Source organism: Amycolatopsis sp. NBC_01307 (assembly GCF_035975215.1).
In the GTDB taxonomy this organism is placed as follows: domain Bacteria; phylum Actinomycetota; class Actinomycetes; order Mycobacteriales; family Pseudonocardiaceae; genus Amycolatopsis.
Window position 1 is genome coordinate 1,131,110 of sequence record NZ_CP108403.1, and the last position, 21,115, is coordinate 1,152,224.

Genomic DNA, 21,115 nt, shown 5'->3' on the forward strand with positions numbered 1-21,115 from the left:
GGGGCCACGGTGGTGCCATGACCAACACCGAAGAGCACACCACCGTGGTGATCGTGGGCGGCGGAGTCGCCGGGCTCGCCCTCGGGAACTTCCTGCTGCGCAGCGGAATCGGCTGCGTGATCCTGGAGAAGCACAGCCGCGAGCACGTCGAGCACCGGCAGCGGGCCGGGTCCCTCGACGCGCAGGGGGTGCGCGTGCTGCGGGAGTGGGGCCTGGACGAGGTCGTCGAGGGCAGCACGAGCCACGAATCGTCCGACGCGGGGATGCCGCTGCTGATCGACGGGGAGACGCGCTGGTGGAAGATGGACCTCGACGACGACGATGCCAACGGCGCGTTCTGCCCCCAGCAGGTCCTCGTCCGGAACCTCATCCGGGTGTTCCTGCGCGACGGCGGCGACCTGCGCTTCGAGGCCGAAGACGTTGCGCTGGAAGACATCGGCACCGAGTCGCCCCGGGTGCGCTACCGGGATGCGTCGGATACGGCGAAGGTGCTCGGCTGTGACGTCGTCGCCGGGGCCGACGGCTACCACGGCGTCAGCAGGACGGCCGTGCCCGCCGACGTCCTCACCTGCGACACCCACGAGTTCGGGTACGCCTGGCTGACGGTGCTGACCGAGGTGCCGGCGGATCCGCCGGCCGTGCTCGCGGTGCACTCCCGCGGTTTCGCCGCGCGGATCACCCGCGGCCCGCGCGCGAGCCGCGTCTACTTGCAGTGCCCGCTCACCGACACCGCCGGCGACTGGCCGGACGAGCGCGTCTGGACCGAACTGGGCACCCGGTTCGGGGAGCCCGTGGCGGTCCGCGGGCCGATCACGAGCAAGCAGGTCGTGCCGCTGCGCGGGGTGGTGTTCAGCCCCATGCGCTACGGCCGGCTCTACCTCCTGGGCGACGCCGCGCACCTCATTTCCCCGATGAGCGCGGAAGGGATGAGCCTCGCCCTCCACGACGCCGAGGTGCTCGCCCGCGCCGTCGTCCAGCAGATCGACAACGACGATCCGAGCCTGCTCGACCGCTATTCCGAAACCTGTCTCGATCACACGTGGGCGCGGCAGACGGCCGCGGTCCGGATGACCGAGACGATGCACGATTCCGGCGACGCCTCCTACGAGGGGGAGTTCCGCAAGCGGATCGCCCGCGAGAACCTGGAAAGCATGGTGGAGCCGGTGCGGTGACCGGCTGTGGCCGGCCGCGTTACCTGAACGGCCGCATCGCCCGGCCGATCGGCGGGCGGTGACCCACAGCCGGTGGTTCACCGCCTGCTACGGACCATTCTTTCGTGTAGCCCCCGATGTGGTCACAGGAGTTACCAAAGTGGTTAAACTGCCAGCCCAGGTGAATGTGGTCCCGATCCGGAGGTGGCGTGACTCTCGCAGTCGACCCGGATGTGTGGTCGGATCATTGGTGGGACCAGGACGTCGCGTCACCGGCCCGCATTCGTGACGCGGCCCTGCGCGGCCACGACAACTACGCCACCGATCGCGCCGCGTTGCGCGACCTGGACGAGGCCGCGCCGGGTTTCACCGACCTGCTGCGCGCGGCCCGGGCGTGGCACGTGCGGGTCGTCCGCCACCTCGCCACCCGCGGCGTCGACCAGTTCCTGGACCTGGCCGCGGGATTGCCGACCGCGCAGGACAACACGCACCAGACCGCGCAGCGGGAGAACCCGGACGCGAAGGTCATCTACACCGACACCGACAGCCTCGTGCTCAGCTACGAACGCGCGCTGCTCGACGACAACGACAACACCGCGGTGGTGCGCGCCGACCACCTGGAACCGTGGCACCTGCTGGGCCACGAGACGGTCAGCACGGCGTTCGACCTCACCCGCCCGGTCGCCGTACTGCTGACCACGGGCGTCCAGCACGAACCGGACGACGCCCGCCTGGTCGCGGCCCTGGCCGGCTACCGAGCACTGCTGCCGCCGGGATCGGTGCTGGCGCTGAGCTGCTGGGCAGAACCCACCGGCGCGGGCTTCACCCCGCACGCGATCGAACGCACGTGGGAGTCCCGCTGCCACCGCCCCGTCCGCTGCCGCACCGAAACGGGAGTAGAGCGCCTGTTCACCGGCTTCGACCTGCTCGACCCGGGCTTGGTGCGCCTGCAGGACTGGTGGCCGGACGGCCCAGCACTACGCGCCCCCCGCCCGGCACAACGGCTTGCCATCGGCGGTGTGGGGATGAAGCGGTCCTAGGGCTGATACTCGGCGAAGATCTCGTCCAGAACACGCCGTGCGTTCACGGCTTCGTGGTCATCGCGGCCCCAGGTCTGGGCGCACGTGACGAGCGTCTTCCACAGCGCCCAGCCGCGGCCGCGTGCCCACTCGGCGTCGTCGACGGACAGCCGCTCGCGGAACGACCGGCGGCCGTCGGCGGTCAGGAGGGTCCACGCGATGGCCACGTCGCAGGCCGGGTCGCCGGCGCCGCAGGTGCCGAAGTCGATGACCGCTGCCAGCTTTTCGTTTCGCAGCAAGAGATTCCCCGGGGCGACGTCGCCGTGGAACCAGGTCTCCGCGCCGTCCCAGCGTGCGGCCAGCGCGGTCTGCCAGATCTCGCCGGCCACGTCGACGTCGACGTGGCCGGCCAGCTTGGCAAGCGCGCGCCGGGCCGACTCGTCGTACGTGCGCAGGGTGCCGCCCCGGAACCAGTTGTGCGTGCCCGGCCGGGGCGCGTCCGTGGTGTCGACGCTCCGCAACGCCACCAGGAAATCGGCGAGGTCGGCCGCGAACCCGACGGGGTCGGCGATCCGGTCCGCGCTCGCGGGCTCGCCCTCGAGCCACGGGTATATCGACCACGCGAACGGATAGCCCGCGCCGGGACGGCCTTCCGCCAGCGGCACGGGGACGGGCAGCGGCAGCCGCGGCGCGAGCACCGGCAGCCAGCGCTGTTCCTTGGCGACCGCCAAGGCGTACTCGGCCGCGCTGGGCAGCCGCACCGACATCGTGTCGCCGAGGTGGAAGGTCCGGTTGTCCCAGCCGCCGTCCGTCACGGGCCGGACCGGGAGGCCCGCCCACCGCGGGAACTGCTCGGCGACGAGCCGGCGGACCTGATCTGCGTCGACGGTCACGCGCTGGGGCACGGGTCCGAGCGTGGGTGTGGTGCTCACCCGGTCATCATGATCTGTGAGGTACCGGCAGCGGGACCGAATTATCCCGCTGCCGGTCCGGTCAGGCCTGGATGTTCTCCAGGTCCTCGAGCAGGCTCGGGTGCTTCGGCTCCCAGCCGAGCGCTTCCCGGGTGTGGACGCTCGACGAGGGCTGGTCGGCCGCGAAGATCGGGCCCAGCGGGCCGAACGTCTCCTCGGCCACCGATTCGACCGGCAGGCCCAGGCGCCGGCCGATGACCGCGGCTATGTCGCGGACCGCGTCGCCTTCGTCGGCCACGGCGTGCCAGGCGGTCCCGGCCGGGGCCTCCTCCAGGGCCAGCCGGAACAGGACGGCCGCGTCGAGGGCGTGCACCGCCGGCCAGCGCTGGGTGCCGTCGCCCGGGTAGCCGGACACGCCGGTCTGCCGCGCGATCCGGGTCAGCAGGCCGGCGAAACCGCCGTCACCCTCGTTGTGGACGGTGCGCGGCAGCCGCACGGCCGAGCTGCGGACCCCGCGCGAGGCCAGTTCCAGGGCGGCCGTGACGGCGCGGCCGCGGCCGCCGACCGGCCCGTCGGTCGGCGCCGGGTCGGCCTCGGTGGAGAGGCGGCCGGACACCCACGGCGTCCCCGAGACCGTGACGAACGGGCGGTCGCTGCCGACGAGCGCCTCGCCCAGGGCCGCGATGGCGGCGCTCTCCTCGGCGACCGACCGCGCGACGGCTTCGGCGCTGCTGAAGTCGTTGCTGAAGGCCAGGTGGATCACCCCGTCGGCCCGCTCGGCCCCGGCGCGGAGGACGTCAAGGTCGGCGATGCTGCCCCGCACCGCCTCGGCGCCGGCCTTCTCCGCGACCAGTGCGGACGCGTCGGAGCGGGCGAGCACCGACACGGTGTGGCCGTGGCCGAGCAGCTCCGCGACGACGGCGGAGCCGACCAGCCCGGTGCCGCCGGTGACAAAGACATGCATGGGACTCTCCAGAAAGTGATGGGACTAGTGTCTCATCACGCTACCAGAGTGATGCGACACTAGTCCCATCACCTATGATCGCCCCATGGCACGATGGGAACCGGGGGCGCGTGAACGGCTCGTCCTGGCTGCCGTCGACCTCTTCACCGAGCAGGGGTACGACGCCACCACGGTCGCGCAGATCGCCGAGCAGGCCGGGGTCACGAGAAGCACCTTCTTCCGCTACTTCCCGGACAAGCGCGACCTGCTGGTGGCCGGGCAGGAGGCCTTGAGCAGGCTGCTGGCCGAGGGGATCACCGAAGCGCCGCCGGGAGCCACGCCGCTCGAAGCGGTCGCGGCCGGCCTCGAACGCGCGGCGAGCACGATGGGCCCGATGAACCGCGAGCTCGGCCCCCGGCTGAAGGCGGCCGTCGCCGCCAGCGCCGAGCTGCAGGAGCGGGACGCCCTCAAGAGCGTCGGTCTCGCGGCCGCCATGACGGCGGCGCTCGTCGCCCGCGGGGTGCCCGACCCGATCGCCCACCTCGCGGCCGAGCTGGGCGTGCTCGCCTTCAAGCGGGCCTACGCCGAGTGGTCCGACGCCGACCGCGAGACCGCGGGCGAGTTCGCGCCGCGCGTCCTGGCCGCCCTGGACGAGCTGCGTGCGGCGAGCGCGTCCCTGGGCTGACCTGGCCTTGGAGCCGAGGTTGCGTTCGTGTGGCACATCGCACCCGCGGTGCACGCACCGGCGCCGTGACCGTCTTCCTCCATGAGAGCACTTTCGGTGAAAAGATCACCGGAAGACGGAGGGAGATCTCATGAACCGCACCGGACTCGTCCGCACCGCCACCGTCGCCGGCCTCGCCGCGGCGCTGGGTTTCGCCGCCGCCGCGCCGGCCATGGCCGCGGGCCCGGCCCTGGTCACCACCGTCGCCGACCTGGACGGCAACGGGGAGATCGAGACCGTCACCGCGCAGCTGACCGGCGACAGCGACCAGCTGATCTCGGCCACGGTGAACGGGACGTACACGTCGATCCACCTGCCGGCCGACAGCCAGTTCGGCATCGAGGCGCCGCGGGTGACCGACCTCAACGGTGACGGCCGGGCCGAACTGGTCGTCACGCAGTCCGTCGGCGCCAACACGACGTTCTACTCCGTCCTGCACTACGACGGCCGCAACCTGAGCCAGGTCGTCGGCGCCGACGACAAGCCGTTCTCGGTCGCCGAAGGCGGCGGCGTCGCCGCGCACCTCGGCTACCAGTGCACGCCCCTGGAAGGCGGCCGCGCGTTCACGACCGTCGCCGCCGAGAACGACGACGTCAGCCGCCCGGTGGATCAGATGACGTACTCCGGCACCCGCACCGTCTACACGCTGCGCGACGGCGCGCTGAGCGTCTACGAGAAGACGCCGTTCAGCGCTCGTCCCGCGAAGGACCCGGTGCTCGCCACGGATTCCGGCAGCTGCGCCTGACCCGCGGCGACGTCGGGAGGTGTCAGCGGGCGTGCTTCACGCGCGCGATGTAGGTGCTGGACGCCGGGAGGTACGACAACACCAGGGCGAGCACCGACACCGCGGTGCTGACGTAGTTCACCGCGGTGCCCGACGTCGCCACCAGGGACGCGACCTGCAGCAGCGTGACGATCGTCAGCACGATGCGGGCCCAGTTCCGGCCGGCCTTGAGCCGGAAGCTCAGGAACAGGTACAGCGCGGCGAGCACGACCAGCACCCCGATCCCCGCCGCCTGCCCGAAGGTCGCCGACCGCTGGATCTGGTCTTCGGTCAGGTGCGCCGAGGACGAGCTGGCGCTCGCGGTGCGCAGCGCCTGCGCCAGCTCGTCCCGGTAGCCGAGCAGCAGCCCGGCGCCGACCAGCGCGGAGATCGTCGACACGAGGTAGCCGAAGAACGCGGCGACCAGCGTGCCCGGGGGAGTGGGGTGGTCCGTTCGGATGTCCATGAGCCGAAAGTAGGCAGGCCGCCGGGCCGCCGCCGTGCGGGAAGCGGAAGTCCGTACCGGGGCACGAGAAGCGGGCCGGCTTCCTCATACCCGGGTACGAGAGGCGTCAGGCCCGGATGTCCTTGTCCGAAACCGTGGTGACGAACCGGTGTGCGACGTCGCGCAGTTTGACGTTGGTCTGCTGCGACTGGCGCACGAGCCGCCGCATGGCGTCGTCGGCGTCGATGCGGTGGATCGCCATCAGCATGCCCTTGGCCTGTTCGATCACCGCGCGCGATCGCATGGCGGTGGTGAGGTTCTCGCACTCCGTCAAGGCCACGCGGTAGCGGCGGACGGTACGCAGCCCGAACGCGACGAGCGTGGTGTAGACGCTGAGCATGTGCGATTCGGCTTCGGCGAAGCCGTGGTCGCCGAAGCCGAAGAGGTTCAGCGCGCCGTCGAGCGTCTCGTCGACGCGCAGCGGCGCGGCGAGGTAGCTGCCGACGCCGAGTGCGGTGGCGTGCTTGGTGAACTCCGGCCATTCCCGCGTCGCCGTGGACAGCGACACGCGCACGACGTGCCCGGTCTCGGCGGCCTGCAGGCACGGGCCGTCGCCGGCTTCGTACTGGTGCCGGTCGATGTCCACGGCGCGCTGGTCCGAATGCGCGGCGGTCTCCGGTTCGCCGTGGTGGATGGCGGTGATGCTGGCCATGTCGGCGTCGGGGAACGCGTTGACCGCTTCGGTGACGATGGTGTCGAGGACGCTCTGCTCGCCGTCTGCGGATTCGAGCGCGCGGGTGAGGGCCGAGGCCGACGCGGCCAGTTCGTCGAGCTGGCCGGTGAGTTCCGTGTCCGCCATTCCGGTCTCCGTTCGCCACTGCTGCGTACGTGGGGCCGAGTCGCGGCCGCCACCACAACCGCTGTGGTTTCAACGGATCAGCAAGGATCCTAGCGGGTTGGCGCGCGGGGTGCGCCGGACCGTGGTTTGGCCGTCCACTGTGGACCAAATGGCCTACCGGCGGAGACGGTTCGTAACTGCAGTGTCACGATGACGTCCGTCACCGCGGAACGAGGTTTGCCCCGCCGTGGCGGGGGTATCAGCAGCCCGACGAACAGGAGATCGCCTTGACGACCGTCACGCCGGTCGCGGGCCGCACCGAGCAGGACGTCGCCGTCCCGGTGCCGGCCACGCACGACCACCCGCGGTCCCGCGAGCGCAAGCGGGACGACTACTCCCACTGCGCGCCGCTGTTCGCCGAGCTCGCGGCCCTGCCCGAGGGCCACGCCGGCCGGGCGCGGCTGCGCGAGCGGCTGATCATCGAGTTCCTCCCGCTCGCCGACCACATCGCGACCCGGTTCAGCGGCCGGGGCCAGCCCCGCGACGACCTGGTCCAGGTGGCCCGGCTCGGGGTGATGAAAGCGGTCGACCGGTTCGATCCCACACACGGAGCGGACTTCCTGTCCTTCGCGGTCCCGACCGTCATGGGCGAGGTCCGCCGGCACTTCCGCGACACCGGCTGGGCGCTGCGCGTCCCGCGCGGCCTGCAGGAGCTGCAAGGCCGGCTGTCCCGCGGCACCACGGAGCTCGCCCAGCACCTGGGCCGGGCCCCGACGCCCAGCGAGCTCGCCGGCCACCTCGGCATCGACGTCGAGACCGTCCGCGACGGCCTCCTCGCGGCGAACTGCTACGAGACATCGTCGCTGGACCAGCCGCTCAACAACGGCGAAGGCAGCAGCTCCCTGGCCGAGGTGATGGGCGAGCCGGACGCCGGGATCGGGTTCGTCGAGGACCACCACACGCTCGTCCCGCTGCTGAAGAAGCTGCCGGCGCGGGAGCAGGCGATCGTCCGGATGCGCTTCTTCGAAGGCCTGTCGCAGTCGCAGATCGCCGCCCGCGTCGGCGTGTCCCAGATGCAGGTTTCGCGCTTGCTGGCCAAGACGTTGCACCAGCTGCGCGACCAGCTCGAAGGCTAGGGTCACAAGGGTCGCGGTCCGGCACGCCGGTGCGTACCCGCCCGTGCCCTCGAGTAACGACGTGTCGCCGAAGGTTGCCGACCCGGGACACCCGCGGGCCGGGTCCCGCCGCCGACGCCGTCGGGGAAGCGCCAGGTAACCCCTCGAGTCGGCGCCCTCGCCGAACGTGGCGTCGCCGGAGATGCGGAGCCCGGTGGGATCCCGCAGCGGGGGCGCGCCGTCGGCGTACTGCAGCGCGACGGCGAGCACGTCCGGGGTGGTGTCGCGGGCCGCGCCGGCCGCCCACGGGGCGAACCAGGCCGGCCGCTCGGCACCTCCCTCGCTCGCTGTCGATTCCGCCACGTCGAGCTGAGCCGCACCGTGCGGGACGGCGACCGGGCGCTCGTCGGGAATGCCCTGGTGGAAGCGAAGGTCGGCTCGCCCTGAGTGGCCGGTAGGACACCCTTTGTTAGGAAAGTATCTTTACTAGCGTGACCCGACGCTGTACGGTTCGGGGCAACGCCGCCTTCATGCAGTCCTGGTGAGAACCAGTCAGCTACGGAGGAGCCTTGCCCAGACCAGCGATCGGCCCGGCGGTCACCGCCCGGCCGGCAGCCTCGTCGTCTGCCGCGTACCCGACGTCCCCGGAGACGGTTCCCGCCGTCCCGCCGGCGTTCCCCAGGAGGCCGGCGCGCGGGATTCCCGTCACCGCCTGAGTTCCGCGTCTCCACGAGGGCCCCGTGCCCTGTCCCGTGCATCATTCGATCGGAGGGTTCCTTTGTCACGCAAGAAAATAGTCGCGGGCATCGCCGCCGCCGCGTTCATCGCGGCCGGCGTCAACGCGGTGTCGCCGTCGATCGCCACCGCGGTCGCACCCGGCCCCGGCGCGCTCACCACCCTGGACACCTCGGCCGGCAACCGGGCGGCCCCCGTGTCCGGGCTGTACGACTGGAGCAAGGCCGGCTACCGCGGTGGCCGGAACCTGCCCGGCGCCAGTGCCGTCAACCCCAGCGCGAGCTGCAAGATCACCGCGGCCCAGCTCGCTTCGACGTACCAGGTCAAGCCGGACGACGGCGTCGACGACACCGCCGGCATCCAGGCCGCCATCGACAAGATCCACACGTCGTGCACGCCCTCGGCGAGCTACGACAAGCTGAGCCTGATCACCTTCCCGGCCGGCACGCTGAACGTCACGCACGAGATCCACGTCGACGCCGGCTACCTGATCCTGCGCGGCGCCGGCACGGACCAGACGAAGTTCGTCTACACCCCGGACAAGAACACCGAGTACGACGTCCTCACGCCGGACGGGGACCAGTGGGACCAGGGCAACATGGGCTACGAAGACGGCTCCGGCGGCTGGCTGTGGCCGGGCCGCGGCCTCTTCCGCGTGCAGTCGCGGGGCGTCGACCCGAGCTACGCCAGTGAGTACAAGGCCGCGCCGGCCAACCGCAAGGACATCTTCGAGGGCACGGTCAACGTGCACTGGAAGGCGGGCGCGAAGCTGCGTGAGAAGCCGGGTGACAAGGGCTTCGCGGCGCGGGCCGGAGACAAGACCGTCTACCTGGCCACCAGCGCCAAGACCACGAACATGAAGGTCGGCGGCTTCATCAACATGCGGGCCGCGAACTCGATCAACTTCTACAAGTCGATGAACGCCTACCCGACGACGTGGCCACTGGAGAACCTCCACATGCGCCAGCAGTGGTTCACCATCACCGCGATCGACACCAAGAACCACACCGTGTCCATCGACAAGCCGCTCGAGTACGACATGCCGGTCGACTCCACTTCGGACGGTTCGGCGGCCATCGACGGCAGCGTCTACGCCTCCAAGGCGTCGCCGATCCCGGACCCGATCGTCGGCGTCGGCTTCGAGAACTTCACCTTCGGTCAGTCGGCCCCGGCCGGCATCACCGAAGCGCAGGCCAAGGACAACTACGGCAACCTGGCGCCGTCGCTGGCCATGCAGGGCATCGTGTTCAAGTGGGCGGCCGACTCCTGGGTCACCGGCATCCACTCGACGATGACCGGGTCGCACCCGATCGTGACGGAGGAGGCCAAGAACCTCCAGATCGTGAACAACGAGCTCGACGGCTCGTGGAACAAGGGCAAGGGCGGCAACGGCTACTTCCGCGGCTCCCGCGTCTGGGATTCGCTCTACGCCGGGAACACCACCCGCGACCTGCGGCACTTCACCTTCCAGTGGTCGGCCTCGGGCAACGTCGTGATCGGCAACGACATCGACTCGGACTTCAACATCCACGGCGGCTACGAGCGCAACAACCTGTTCGAGAACAACACCAACCGGGTGTCCTACGCCCACCGCTCGGGCAATTGCACCGCGCACTGCGGTGACGAGGGCGGTGACGCGCCGGACGACTCGACCTGGTTCCCGATCTACTGGTCGACCGGGCAGAAGGCGGTCAAGTGGTCCGGTTCGTCGGGCCCCCGCAACGTCTTCTTCAACAACACGATGACCAAGCAGATCACCGCGGGCGCGGCGTACACGCCGTACTACGCCGACCACACCAAGATCTACCAGTTCGGCTGGGACGGCACCAAGTTCCACCACCTCGACGTCGGCGGCCAGCCGATCGTGGACTGGGCGCACAACGAGCAGCGGGACTACACGAACGGACACGGTGTCGACGACACGAAGACGAGCACCGCGAAGTCCTTGTTCCTCAAGAACATCCCGGCGAACTGACCGTCCGGAAAGGACCATTCGATGATCAAGACACTGGCGGCGCTGAGCCTGGTCGGGCAGCTCGTGCACCCCGCGGCGACGACCATCACCGTCACCACCGCGACCCAGCTGTCCGCGGCGTTGTCCGCGGCCAAGCCGGGCGACACGATCGCGCTGGCGGACGGCGACTACAGCGGCGCGTTCGTGGCGACGAAGCCGGGCACGGCGTCGGCGCCGATCACCCTGACCGGCAGCGCGAAGGCCGTGCTGCACGACCCGCTGTTCAACCCCGGTGACACCGACTGCCCGTCCGGCCAGACCGGCTACGGCCTGTGGCTGCAGGGCGCGAGTTACTGGAACATCAAGGGAATCTCGGTCACGAACTCGAAGAAGGGCATCGTCCTCGACGGCGCGACCCACGTCACCATCGACGGCGTGAGCGTGCACGACATCGGCTACGAGGGTGTGCACTTCCGCAAGAGCAGTGCGTACGGCGTGATCAAGAATTCGACCGTCTACAACACCGGCAAGGAGGAGCCCGGCTACGGCGAGGGCGTCTACCTGGGTTCGGCGAACAGCAACTGGGAGTGCTACGGCACCGGCGGCGGCGAGAGCCCCGACGCGGGCGACTACATCCAGGTGCTGGACAACAAGATCGGCCCCGGCGTCGCGGCCGAGGGCATCGACATCAAGGAGGGCACCCACGACGGCCTGATCTCCGGCAACACCCTGGACGGCACGGGGGAGAAGAACCAGAACTCCGGCGACTCCACGATCGACGTCAAGGGCGACGAGTACACGATCACCGGCAACAAGGTGACCCACCCGTACCTGGACGGCTTCCAGGTGCACAACGTCTGGGAGAACGCGGGCTGCGGCACCACGTTCAGCAAGAACACGTTCACGCTGACGAACGCGTCGGGCTACGGCATCAACGCGACGAACCAGAGTGACTGCGTCTCGCAGAAGAAGCCGAACGTGATCGGCGCGTCGAACACGTCCACGGGCGGCAAGGGGGTGTCGAAGACCCCGGTGACCCCGGGAACCTGACGGATCGTCGCCGTTCTCCTCCGGGTTGTGCACCGGAGGAGAACGGCGGTGCCGCCGGCGTCAGCCGCTGGCCGCGGCCGAGCGCAACGCGAGGGCCACGGCGTGGGCCCGGTCCTTCGCACCCAGTTTCACCAGCAGGTTCGACACGTGGTGCTTGACCGTGCGGACGCTGACGAGCAGGTCGTCGGCGCCCGAAGTGGCGAAGCTGCTCGGCGGTCATGGTCGGGGTGGCGACGAGCACCGTCGCGACCCGGCGGGGGCACCGGCGGCCATGGCGGAGTCGGTGACCAGCGCCGAGGCATCGTCCCGGGCGACCACCGGGAGCGGCGAGGGCAAGACCACCAGCGCCTCTGTCGACGAAGGCCTTATCGGCTCGGTTTCCGAAGCCTGTCGCGGTCAGCGGGGCCGGTTGAGGTGGGTGTTCACCGCGTGTTCGTGGCGTGTGATCCGCTGGTGCAGGTCGGCCAGGGCGTCCGCCAGTTCGTCGGACTCCGCTTCGGCGCTCGTGGCCGCGTCTGCCGGCTCGGCGGCCGTGTCGGCTCGCTTTGGGTTGTCCACCTGTTCACCACCGGCTTTCCGCGTGCCACCGTCCCCGGGTGATCACTGCCCACGTGTGGGCCGGGTCAAACGATCACCTGGTCGGCGGGGCATGCTGGGGGCGTGTCGAGCGAGGTGGGGGACGCGGAGCGGGCGCTGCACCGCCGGATGGGGCTGGCCTGTGCGGCGGCGACCGCGGCCGGGCTGCCCGGGCGGTTCCGGGTGTGGGAGCACGGCGGGCTGCTGGCCGTGCTGGCCACCGACCCCGCCCTGGGGTTTCTGTCGACGGTCTCCGGAGTCACGCCGGAGACGCTGCCCGCGCTCGACGGCCTGCTGGCCGAGCCCGGCTGGGACCCCACCGTGCTCACGACCGGCGACGAGGTGCCCGAAGGGCTGGTGCGGGCGGAGGACCGCCTCCTGGCCGTGCGACGGCTCGGGGAGCCGCCCGCGGCCGACCCGGGAGTCACCGAAGCCGACGCCGACGACGTCGTCGACGTCCTGCTCGCCGGGTACGAGGTCACCGGTGTGGTCGCCGCGTTCGTCGCCGCCGAGCACCGGGTGCCGGCGATGCGGCGGTTTCTGCTGGTCGAGGGCGGGACGCCGATCGCCGCCGCGGGGATGACCGTGCACGGTGACGTCGCGGTGCTCGGGGGTGCGGCCACCCTGCCGGCGCACCGGGGGCGCGGCGCCCAGCCGCGGTTGCTGCGGCACCGGCTGCGGGTGGCGGCCGACGCGGGCTGTGTGCTGGCCGTCGCGACGGCGCGTGCCGGGTCGGTCAGCGCCGCCAACCTCGGCCGGGCGGGGTTCCGCTGCTACCGGCGTTCGGCCTGGACGAAACCCTGATCGGTCACGGCTTGCGGGCGAGACCGCCGGCGATGATGCGGTGCGCGACCGTGACCGGCTTGATGCGCGGGCCGTCGGGCCACCACTGGTAGAGCGGCACGATGCCCGGGTCGATCAGCTCCAGGCCGTCGAACAGCTCGGCGATCTCCTCGTGGGTGCGCCAGGTCGCGCCGCCGAGGGAGCCGCGGGCCACGACGTCGGACAGCTGGTGCGCCGCGTCGCTGTCCGCGGGTTCCTGCGGGTCGAGCAGGTGCGAGATGAGCACGTGCGACCCCGATGGCAGGGCGTCGATGTACTCGCGCATGACCTCGGCCGGCGCGTGGCGGTCGCCCTTGTGGTGGTGCAGGGTGGCGACCTGCGACAACACGATCGGCTGAGTCCAGTCCAGGTGAGCGCGCACGACCTCGTGGTCCAGGATGCTGCGCGGGTCGAAGATGTCGCCTTCGACGTAGCGGGTCAGCTCATTGTCCTCGAGCAGTGCCCGGCCGTGTGCGGTGACCACCGGGTCGTTGTCGACGTAGACGACCTTGGACAGCCGGTCGAACCGCTGCGCGACCTGGTGGACGTTCTCCGCGGTCGGCAGCCCGGAGCCGCAGTCGAGGAACTGCGAGATCCCGGTCTGGTGGGCCAGGAACCGGATCGCCCGGATGAGGAACAGCCGGTTCTCGCGGGCCACCTCGACGACGTCCGGCATCGACGCCGCCAGCTGGTCCGCGGTCTTGCGGTCGATCTCGTAGTTGTCCTTGCCGCCGAGCAAGTAGTTGTAGACCCGCGCGACGCTGGCCCGGTCCGGGTCGACGCCGACCGGGGTGTTCAGGGAACCGGCATCGTCCGACGGCATTTCCGGGCGCCTCCTGTCCGCGGGGAGAAACTCCCACCCACCGTAACCATCCGGGTGGGCCGGGGTGACGCCGGGCCGCCGGGAACTTTTCGCCCCCGCCGTCCGACCTATGCGCGGATCCTCCTCGAAAGGTGGTGCGATGACAGCCTCGTTCGCGCTGCGGCTGGCGCTCGGCGTCGTGTTCCTCCTGCTCGCCGCGTACTACGCCGGACGGTGGGTGCTCTCCCGCCGCGACGGGCCCGCCGCCGGGTGGGGTGACGGCCCGGCCCACGCGTCGCACCTCGTGCTGTGCGCGGGGATGGCCGTCACGGTCGTGCCGGCGATGGACCCGCTGCCCGCGCCGGTGTGGATCGCGCTGTTCGGCGGCGTCACGGTGTGGTTCACCGCGCGCATCCTGCGCCGGCGGGCCCCGGCGGGGGAACTGCACCACGTCGTCGGCGGCGCGGCGATGCTGTACATGGTCGTCGCGATGCCCGAGCTGCCACCGATGTTCGGCATCCCCGCCGCCCACGACATGTCCGACATGGCCGGGATGGACATGGCGGGGATGCACGAGATGGCCACCATGCCCGGCATGACCGCCGTGGCGGGGGTCGGGACGGGCCTCGCGGTGCCGATCATCGCGTGGGTGCTGGCCGGGTACTTCGCGGCGCACACGGTCCGGCTCGGCGCGACCCTGGTCGGCGCGCCCGGCGCCGGGGCGACGGCCGAGCGGAACCGGTCACCGCGGCTGCTGGGCGCCTGCCGGATCCTCACCAGCGTCGGGATGGGCTGCCTGCTCGTCGCGATGGCGTAGCCGCTGTCCAGCGGCGCACGCCCACGCCACCATCAGCGGGACCTCCGCCCGCCAGAACGCGCCGCCGTGGGACCCGGTCCGTTCCGCCATGACGACGTCCGCGCCGGCGTCGCGCAGGGCGTCGGCCCACCGGGTCGCGTTCGCGAGGAACCACGGCTCCCTCGTGCCGCCGACGAGATACGCGCGCGGGAGCGGCTCCGGCAGCACCGTGGGCGGCCGGTACCCGCCGCCCGGCGATGCGCAGAAGACCGCGCCGTAGACGTCGGGGTGACGCAGCCCGACGGCGAGCGCGAGCTCTCCACCGGCCGAGACGCCGAGCACCGCGGTCCGCTCGGCCGGGAGTGCGACGCCGAACCGCGATCGCGCCCAGCGGCGGACGTCCTCGACGAAGAACGTCTCGTGGGCGGCGAACCGCTCCGGGTCGAAACTGAACTCCGCCGTGCTCTCGCCCGGTGAGTACTCGTGGATCCGCCGCGTCTCGTCGTCGGTGCGGTGCGCGGCGACGATCATCGTGGGCGGCGAACCGGCCGCCTCGAGATCGCCGCCCCACGACGCGATCGACGGACCGTCCCCGGCGAACACGACGAACCGGGGTAGAGCGGCCGGAACGTACGCCGTGACCGGCCGGCCGCCGTCGTAGCCGAGTGTCTCGGTGACGAGACGTCCCGCCGGTGGGGTCATCCGGCGAGCTTAGGCGCACCGGGCGGGGGTTTCCCGCATCGCCGCCGTGAGGTCGTCGCGGGCGCGCGCCACCCGGGAGCGGATCGTGCCGACCGGGCAGCCGCACGCCGCGGCGGCGTCCACATAGGACAGTCCGAGCGTCTGGGTGAGCACGAAGGCGTCCCGCCGGTCCGGTTCGAGCTCCGCGACGAGGTGGCCGAGCACGACGCGCTCCTCGAACACCGCGGGGGCGATCCCCTCGGCCACGGACTGCCAGTCGGCCAGCGCGGCCTGACGCGGACGGGCGCGCAGGCCGCGGATGTGGTCGGCCACCACCCGCCGGGCGATGGTGAACAGCCAGGTCCGGGCCGACGAATCGGCCCGGAACCGGCTGAGGCCGCCCAGCGCGCGCAGGTACGTCTCCTGCGTCAGGTCGTCGGCGGTCTGGGTGTCGCTCAGGCTCGCGATGTACCGCCGGACGTGCGGCTGGGTCGCCCGCAGGAACCGGTCGAGGGCCTGCCGGTCGCCGCGGCCGGCGAGCTGGGCCCACTGCGTGATCTCGGCGTCTTCCGCGGTAGGTGGCCTCACACCGCGAACACGTCGGGCACGCCCGGGCGGTTCACGCCTTGTGGTGCACCTCCTGCAGGCCGTAGACCGGCGTCGGGATCCCCTCGAACCGCGCCTTGAGCTGCAGCGCGAGGTAGAGGGAGTAGTGCCGCGACTGGTGCAGGTTCCCGCCGTGGAACCACAGGCCCTCCTGCTGGGTGGGCTTCCACATGTTGCGCTGCTCGCCTTCCCACGGCCCGGGGTCCTTGGTCGTCTCCGAACCGAGGCCCCAGCACTTGCCGACGCGGTCCGCGGTCTCCTGGCCGACGAGGTCGGCGACCCACCCGTTCATCGAGCCGTAGCCGGTGGCGTAGACGACGAGGTCGGCCGCCAGCTCGGTGCCGTCCGCCAGCACCACGGCGTCGCGCGTCAGGTGATCGACCTGGCCGTGGGCCAGCTTGATCTTCCCGTCGGCGACCAGCTCGGCCGCGCCGACGTCGATGTAGTAGCCCGAGCCGCGCCGCAGGTACTTCATGAACAGGCCGGACCCGTCGTCACCCCAGTCGTGCCGGAAACCGGCCTTTTCGAGGCGCTCGTAGAAGTCCTGGTCGCGCTCGCGGATCGCGTCGTACACCGGCGTCTGGAACCCCGCCATGATCCGGTAGGGGATCGACGCGAAGATCATGTCCGCCTTGTCGGTGGTGACGCCCGCGGCCACCGCGCGCTCGGAGTACAGGTCGCCCAGGCCCAGGTCCATCAGCGAATCCGACTTCACGATGTGCGTCGAGGAGCGCTGGATCATGGTGACGTCGGCGCCGTGCTCCCACAGCGCCGCGCAGATGTCGTGCGCGGAGTTGTTGGACCCGACGACGACCGCCTTCTTGCCGGCGTAGGCGTCCGGGCCGGGGTGGCGTGACGAGTGGTGCTGCTCGCCGGCGAAGTCGTCCATCCCGGGGAACGCCGGGACGTTCGGCTTGCCGGACATCCCGGTCGCGAACACGACGTGCCGCGGCGTCAGCACCAGCTCCTCGCCGTCGCGGACGACGGTCACCAGCCACTGCTCCGCGTCGTTGTCCCACTTCGCCGACGTCACCTCGGTGCTCGTCCAGTACGGCACCTCCATCAGCTGCGTGTACATCTCCAGCCAGTCGGCGATCTTGTCCTTCGGCGCGAACACCGGCCAGTTCTCCGGGAACGGCAGGTAGGGGAGGTGGTCGTACCAGACGGGGTCGTGCAGGCAGAGGTTCTTGTAGCGCTTGCGCCACGAGTCGCCGGCCCGCGCGTTGCGCTCCAGGACCAGGGCCGGCACGTCGAGCTGGCGCAGCCGCGCGCCGAGCGCGATGCCGCCCTGGCCGCCGCCGATGACCACGACGTACGGCTGCTGCTCGTAGCCGAGACGCGCGTCTTCCTCGGCCCGCTTCTCCGCCCAGGACGTCCGGCCGCGGACGACGCCGTGTTCGACGCCCTTCGCGCGCCGGTCGCGCTGCCGTTCCTCGAAGCCCTTGAGCTCACGCAGGCTGGTCAGCAGCGTCCACGCGCCTTCGTCCTTCAGCCGCAGGTGGCCCTTCGCGCGCCCGCTCGCGGTCTCGAACTCGAGCCACGCCTCGGTGACGCCGCCGGCCTCGGTCGGCGGCTCGGTGGTGCGGAAGCCGGACGGGTCGATCCGGTCGAGGGTGGCTTCCAGCAGCCCCGTCACGCCTTCGCGGCCTTCGACCGTCTTGATCGTCCAGGTGAAGGAGACCAGGTCACGCCAGTAGCTGTCGACGGCGAAGAGCGCGGCGGCGGCTTCGGCGTCGCGGGCCGCGAGGGCCGTCTCGAACCGGTTCAGCCAGGCGTCCACCCGGGCCTGCGGCGTGTCCGTCGCGGCCGTCCGATCCACCGTCTGTGTCATGAGCACTCCCAAGCGTCGGCTGTGCCCCCGATCACACTCCTGGGTGAACCGCGGCGGCAAGGGTTGCACCGTGTTGCACGCCCTTGGCGGACCCGGCCGGCGGATCTAGGCTGGTGGGCCGACGCGACGGTGCGGAGGTGGCCCATGGGCGTGCACAGCTCCCTACCGCCCGGTGCCAGCCTGCCGGCGCACGCGCGTGACCTCGTCCGGATGCACGAAGCCGTGATCGGCGGCGGCCGCCCGCGCGTCCGGCCGCGGCCGCTGGTGTCGCGGTCGTGGTCCCGCGCGCTGAGCTTGGGCCTCGCCGCCGACGGCATCAACACCCGCGACTCGGTCCCGCTCGACGAGGTCGCGCGACGCCGGCACGCTTCGCCGTTGCGCCACGTCGTCGGCGACCTCGGCCAGGTGCTCGACACGGCGAACGTGCTGCTGGTGGTGACCGACGCCGAGGGCGTCATCCTGTGGCGCGAGGGCTCGCCCCGCATCCGGCGCCAGGCCGACACGCTGGGGTTCGCCGAGGGCGCGGACTGGCGGGAGGCCCGCGTCGGCACGAACGCGATCGGCACCGCGCTCGCCGAAGCCGCACCGGTCGAGCTGCTGGCGGGCGAGCACTTCGAGCAGAACCAGCACCCCTGGTACTGCACGGCGTCGCCGGTGCACGACCCGCGCACGGGCGAGCTGCTCGGGGTGATCGACGTCAGCGGCCCGGCCCTGACCCTGCACCCGGCGATCGGCGCGCTGGTCGAGACCGGCCGCCGCTTGGCCGAGTCGCAGCTGTGGCGCCACCACCAGGAGCGCCTCGACCGGCTGCGGCGCACGGCGGAACCGGTGCTGGCCGGCCCCGCCCTGCTGGTCGACGACGACGGCTGGGTCGCCCACGCCGTCGGCATCGCGGCGGGGGAGCGGATCGCCGCGCCGTCGGAGGGCCAGGTGCTGGCGGTGCCGGGCCTGGGCGCGTGCCTGCCGGAGCGGCTGGCGGACGGCTGGCTCGTGCGCCCGGCCGACACCGAGCGCCGGGTGTGGCTGGACCTCGACGTCGCCGGGGCGCCGATGCTGCGGATGCGCTCGGGCGACACGAGCTGGTGCCGCCCGGTGACCCCGCGGCACGCGGAGATCCTGGGCTGCCTGCGCACGGCCGGCCCGGCGGGCCTGTCGGCGGAAGCGTTGAGCCGGGCCCTGTACGGAGACGCCGAGCACCTGGTGACGGTCCGCGCGGAGGTGTCACGGCTGCGACGCTGGCTGGGGGCCATTGTGGACACTCGCCCGTACCGGCTGGCCGAAGGCGTGGAGCTGACCGTCCACGACGGCTGAGCTTCCGGTCAGTGCGGGGTGCTCGACGAGTTGTCGTACGTGCCGTTCGGCTTGGCGCGGTAGGTGTACTTCCCGGACTTGCGGCCGCGGCGCGCGCGGCGGCCGAGCAGCACGAACGTGGTGATCAGGAGCAAGATCAGCAGGCCCACACCCGAGCCGCCGAGGATCAGTGCCGTCTCCACCTCATGAGCATAAGCGAGCCCGGCCGGCGCCCGGAGCGAGCGCCGGCCGGGCCGGACGTCAGCCGTCCAGGGCCAGGTGCAGGAACGCCAGCACCGCTCCCGGGCCGACCAGCAGGCACAGGGCGAACCCGCCCATGAGCGGTTCGTCGTTCCGGAACATCTTCACGAGCAGGCCGACCGCGGCCACGACTGTGGCGATCAGCAGAACGAGCACGACAAAGGGCACAACGCAGTCCTCACTGAAGGCGTGGTGAACAGGGAAATCCGGTTCACCAGGCGGGCGGGGCCCGAGGGGACTGCGCGGTGGGGAGGGAGACGGCCGATCGGGTGCCGGGCGCGTCCAGGACGCGGCCGGTCCGGTCCGGCGAGGACGCTTCGAGAGCGAGCGGGTGGACCGCCCACCAGGTGTGCGGCGCCGGCGCGGTCAGGTGTGGCGCGGTCGCCGTGACCCGCAGGACGGCGGGCCGCTCGGTCAGTGTGTCCTGAGTGGACGCCGACGGCCCGGCGGTGACGACCGGCGCGTCCCAGGAGGTCGCGCCGGTCGCCGTGCCGAGGAGGATCAGCAGGACGACGAGCAGCTGCTTGAGCCTCGTCACCTGCACCTCCGCTGGGGCGTGTCCGTTTCGCCCAGCTTACGTCAGGCCCCGTAGGTGGCCTGCGTGACGGCGAAGACGTTCCGGCTGCCCGCGCCCTCCTGCAGGCTCCACAGCAGGTCGGCGTTGGCCGAGTCCTCCCAGTACGACAGGCTTTCACCGCTGCCCACCCAGGTGTGCGTGGCCGGGCCGGTCGCCGAGGTCCAGTAGTACAGCTTCTTGTCCCCGGAGGAGTTGAACCACCAGCGCCCGTTGTGCGAGGCGACGCCGTTGAGCTTGTACCAGGGCAGCTGCAGCGCCTGGTTCGCGGTCGTCGTCGCGGCGAACGTCGTCGCGCCCGCGGCGAACGGGAAGCGGACCGCGCGCGGGGCGCGGTTCGGGTAGTCCGTGCAGCCCGACGCGCAGGTGTACTCCGCCATCACGATCGACTTGCTGACCCGGTCCAGCGAGATCGACGACCAGGCGAGGTTGGTGCCGGACGTCGTGCTCGCCGTGATGGTGCCGACCTGCGGCAGGACGTAGGCGTAGTTGTGCGCGTAATAGGTACTGCCGCTCTGGTGGCCGATCTGGTCGGCGGTGCCACCGGTGTTCGTCTTGAGGATCTTGCGCATGTCGAACACGCGCATGCCGTGCCCGGTGTCGGCGACGTACAGGTAGTCGCCGTACCAGGAAACCCCGCCCGCGTGGATCGGGATGTCCTGGAAGTCCGGCGCCGCCGCGGTTCCGGTCGGCTGCACCAGCAGGATCTTGCGGTACTTGTTGGGGTAGGTGGCATCCCAGTCGACCAGCGTGATCCGGCTGCGTTCCTGCGCGCCCGTGCAGGAGGCCTTGGTGTACCAGCTGACGGCCACGAGCTGGTGGCCGTCGTAGTTGCCGCTGTCGGCCGTGCCGACCGCGTCCCGGCTGGTCGTGATGCCCTGCGGGTAGTTCGCGCAGTCGGAGTTGTCCGCGCTGTCGAACTGGAACCCGGTCGACAGGCCGGCCGGGGCGAACGACGACGGGAGCCCGGTCCGGTCGTGGTTCGCGTTGTCCATCACCGTGTGCACGGCGGCGGTCCCCAGCGTCGAGACGAGCGCCGCGTCGACGGCGTCGAACTGGTGGTAGTTCGCGCTGAGCGTGTACTGGCTCGCGGGCAGGGTGGTGGGCCCCGCCGCGGCGTTCGCGGGTGGTGCGAGGAGCATTCCGGCGGCGAGCACCGCTCCGATGGGCATGATGAATCGACGACTACGTGGCATGGGACCCCCAGTCCGATCAACGGTCGGGGCAC

The 21,115-nt window shown here is 71.4% G+C and carries 24 protein-coding genes; 10 read left to right on the plus strand and 14 right to left on the minus strand.

The genetic code is table 11. The features are described 5' to 3' along the window. Positions 1-17 precede the first annotated feature (17 nt). Both OG439_RS04595 and OG439_RS04600 read left to right on the plus strand, forming a co-directional pair. A complete protein-coding gene (locus OG439_RS04595) occupies positions 18-1,172 on the plus strand; it encodes a 4-hydroxybenzoate 3-monooxygenase (RefSeq protein ID WP_326948073.1) in 1,155 nt (384 codons plus the stop codon). A gap of 188 nt (positions 1,173-1,360) precedes the next feature. Beyond that, the gene (locus OG439_RS04600; protein ID WP_326948074.1) at positions 1,361-2,191 is read left to right on the plus strand and encodes an SAM-dependent methyltransferase; all 831 of its coding nucleotides are present in this window, start codon (positions 1,361-1,363) and stop codon (positions 2,189-2,191) included. Here the strand turns inward: OG439_RS04600 and OG439_RS04605 are convergent. Both OG439_RS04605 and OG439_RS04610 read right to left on the minus strand, forming a co-directional pair. Next, on the minus strand, positions 2,188-3,102 hold the full coding sequence (locus tag OG439_RS04605) for an aminoglycoside phosphotransferase family protein (RefSeq protein WP_326948075.1): 915 nt from the start codon (positions 3,100-3,102) through the stop codon (positions 2,188-2,190). The genes OG439_RS04600 and OG439_RS04605 overlap by 4 nt on opposite strands. A 61-nt stretch (positions 3,103-3,163) precedes the next feature. Further along, on the minus strand, positions 3,164-4,045 hold the full coding sequence (locus OG439_RS04610) for an SDR family oxidoreductase (RefSeq protein ID WP_326948076.1): 882 nt from the start codon (positions 4,043-4,045) through the stop codon (positions 3,164-3,166). Positions 4,046-4,130: 85 nt separating this feature from the next. On the opposite strand from OG439_RS04610, the gene OG439_RS04615 reads away from it, so the two are divergent. Continuing rightward, entirely contained in the window at positions 4,131-4,709 is a 579-nt protein-coding gene (locus OG439_RS04615) for a TetR/AcrR family transcriptional regulator (RefSeq protein ID WP_326948077.1), read from the plus strand. A gap of 130 nt (positions 4,710-4,839) precedes the next feature. Next, positions 4,840-5,493, plus strand: a complete 654-nt coding sequence (locus tag OG439_RS04620; protein WP_326948078.1) for a VCBS repeat-containing protein — start codon at positions 4,840-4,842, stop codon at positions 5,491-5,493. Between the two features lie 22 nt (positions 5,494-5,515). On the opposite strand, the gene OG439_RS04625 is transcribed toward OG439_RS04620, so the two are convergent. Together OG439_RS04625 and OG439_RS04630 are read right to left on the minus strand one after the other, a co-directional pair. Beyond that, on the minus strand, positions 5,516-5,977 hold the full coding sequence (locus OG439_RS04625) for a hypothetical protein (RefSeq protein WP_326948079.1): 462 nt from the start codon (positions 5,975-5,977) through the stop codon (positions 5,516-5,518). A gap of 106 nt (positions 5,978-6,083) precedes the next feature. Next, positions 6,084-6,815, minus strand: a complete 732-nt coding sequence (locus OG439_RS04630) for a GAF and ANTAR domain-containing protein (protein ID WP_326948080.1) — start codon at positions 6,813-6,815, stop codon at positions 6,084-6,086. Between the two features lie 320 nt (positions 6,816-7,135). On the opposite strand from OG439_RS04630, the gene OG439_RS04635 reads away from it, so the two are divergent. The 3 genes from OG439_RS04635 (at position 7,136) to OG439_RS04645 (ending at position 11,648) form a co-directional block, all read left to right on the plus strand. Continuing rightward, positions 7,136-7,930 (plus strand): SigB/SigF/SigG family RNA polymerase sigma factor, encoded by a 795-nt coding sequence (locus OG439_RS04635; protein WP_326951488.1) that lies wholly within the window; start codon positions 7,136-7,138, stop codon positions 7,928-7,930. Positions 7,931-8,687: 757 nt separating this feature from the next. After that, the gene (locus OG439_RS04640) at positions 8,688-10,619 is read left to right on the plus strand and encodes a hypothetical protein (protein WP_326948081.1); all 1,932 of its coding nucleotides are present in this window, start codon (positions 8,688-8,690) and stop codon (positions 10,617-10,619) included. Between the two features lie 21 nt (positions 10,620-10,640). Continuing rightward, positions 10,641-11,648: a right-handed parallel beta-helix repeat-containing protein gene (locus OG439_RS04645; protein ID WP_326948082.1), complete on the plus strand. Its 1,008-nt coding sequence runs from the start codon at positions 10,641-10,643 to the stop codon at positions 11,646-11,648. Positions 11,649-11,708: 60 nt separating this feature from the next. Here OG439_RS04645 and OG439_RS04650 read toward each other — a convergent pair whose 3' ends face one another. Next, on the minus strand, positions 11,709-11,828 hold the full coding sequence (locus OG439_RS04650; RefSeq protein ID WP_326951489.1) for a LuxR C-terminal-related transcriptional regulator: 120 nt from the start codon (positions 11,826-11,828) through the stop codon (positions 11,709-11,711). A gap of 216 nt (positions 11,829-12,044) precedes the next feature. Continuing rightward, positions 12,045-12,206 carry a hypothetical protein gene (locus tag OG439_RS04655; RefSeq protein ID WP_326948083.1) on the minus strand — a complete coding sequence of 54 codons (162 nt, stop codon included), beginning with the start codon at positions 12,204-12,206 and terminating at the stop codon, positions 12,045-12,047. 102 nt (positions 12,207-12,308) lie between these two features. Here OG439_RS04655 and OG439_RS04660 point away from each other — a divergent pair, with 102 nt between their 5' ends. After that, positions 12,309-13,028, plus strand: a complete 720-nt coding sequence (locus OG439_RS04660) for a GNAT family N-acetyltransferase (RefSeq protein WP_326948084.1) — start codon at positions 12,309-12,311, stop codon at positions 13,026-13,028. A 4-nt stretch (positions 13,029-13,032) separates the two neighbouring features. Here the strand turns inward: OG439_RS04660 and OG439_RS04665 are convergent, their stop codons facing one another. Continuing rightward, positions 13,033-13,869 carry an SAM-dependent methyltransferase gene (locus OG439_RS04665; RefSeq protein WP_326948085.1) on the minus strand — a complete coding sequence of 279 codons (837 nt, stop codon included), beginning with the start codon at positions 13,867-13,869 and terminating at the stop codon, positions 13,033-13,035. A 139-nt stretch (positions 13,870-14,008) separates the two neighbouring features. Between OG439_RS04665 and OG439_RS04670 the strand changes: the two genes are divergently transcribed. Further along, positions 14,009-14,665, plus strand: coding sequence for a DUF5134 domain-containing protein (locus OG439_RS04670; protein ID WP_326948086.1), 657 nt, complete (start codon positions 14,009-14,011; stop codon positions 14,663-14,665). Here the strand turns inward: OG439_RS04670 and OG439_RS04675 are convergent. From OG439_RS04675 to OG439_RS04685, 3 genes are read right to left on the minus strand one after another with little or no spacing between them, the layout of a single operon-like run. Continuing rightward, entirely contained in the window at positions 14,591-15,346 is a 756-nt protein-coding gene (locus OG439_RS04675) for an alpha/beta hydrolase (RefSeq protein WP_326948087.1), read from the minus strand. The genes OG439_RS04670 and OG439_RS04675 overlap by 75 nt on opposite strands. A gap of 9 nt (positions 15,347-15,355) precedes the next feature. Continuing rightward, positions 15,356-15,913 (minus strand): sigma-70 family RNA polymerase sigma factor, encoded by a 558-nt coding sequence (locus OG439_RS04680; protein WP_326948088.1) that lies wholly within the window; start codon positions 15,911-15,913, stop codon positions 15,356-15,358. A gap of 31 nt (positions 15,914-15,944) precedes the next feature. Beyond that, entirely contained in the window at positions 15,945-17,762 is a 1,818-nt protein-coding gene (locus tag OG439_RS04685; protein ID WP_326948089.1) for a flavin-containing monooxygenase, read from the minus strand. A gap of 144 nt (positions 17,763-17,906) precedes the next feature. Between OG439_RS04685 and OG439_RS04690 the strand changes: the two genes are divergently transcribed. Further along, complete coding sequence (locus OG439_RS04690; protein ID WP_326948090.1) at positions 17,907-19,073, plus strand: GAF domain-containing protein; 1,167 nt, start codon at positions 17,907-17,909, stop codon at positions 19,071-19,073. An 8-nt stretch (positions 19,074-19,081) separates the two neighbouring features. On the opposite strand, the gene OG439_RS04695 is transcribed toward OG439_RS04690, so the two are convergent. From OG439_RS04695 to OG439_RS04710, 4 genes are read right to left on the minus strand one after another with little or no spacing between them, the layout of a single operon-like run. Next, entirely contained in the window at positions 19,082-19,255 is a 174-nt protein-coding gene (locus OG439_RS04695) for a hypothetical protein (RefSeq protein ID WP_326948091.1), read from the minus strand. A 58-nt stretch (positions 19,256-19,313) separates the two neighbouring features. Further along, positions 19,314-19,481, minus strand: a complete 168-nt coding sequence (locus tag OG439_RS04700; protein ID WP_326948092.1) for a hypothetical protein — start codon at positions 19,479-19,481, stop codon at positions 19,314-19,316. Between the two features lie 43 nt (positions 19,482-19,524). Further along, a complete protein-coding gene (locus OG439_RS04705) occupies positions 19,525-19,851 on the minus strand; it encodes a hypothetical protein (protein ID WP_326948093.1) in 327 nt (108 codons plus the stop codon). A gap of 41 nt (positions 19,852-19,892) precedes the next feature. Further along, positions 19,893-21,059, minus strand: coding sequence for a hypothetical protein (locus OG439_RS04710; RefSeq protein ID WP_326948094.1), 1,167 nt, complete (start codon positions 21,057-21,059; stop codon positions 19,893-19,895). Between the last annotated feature and the right edge of the window lie 56 nt (positions 21,060-21,115).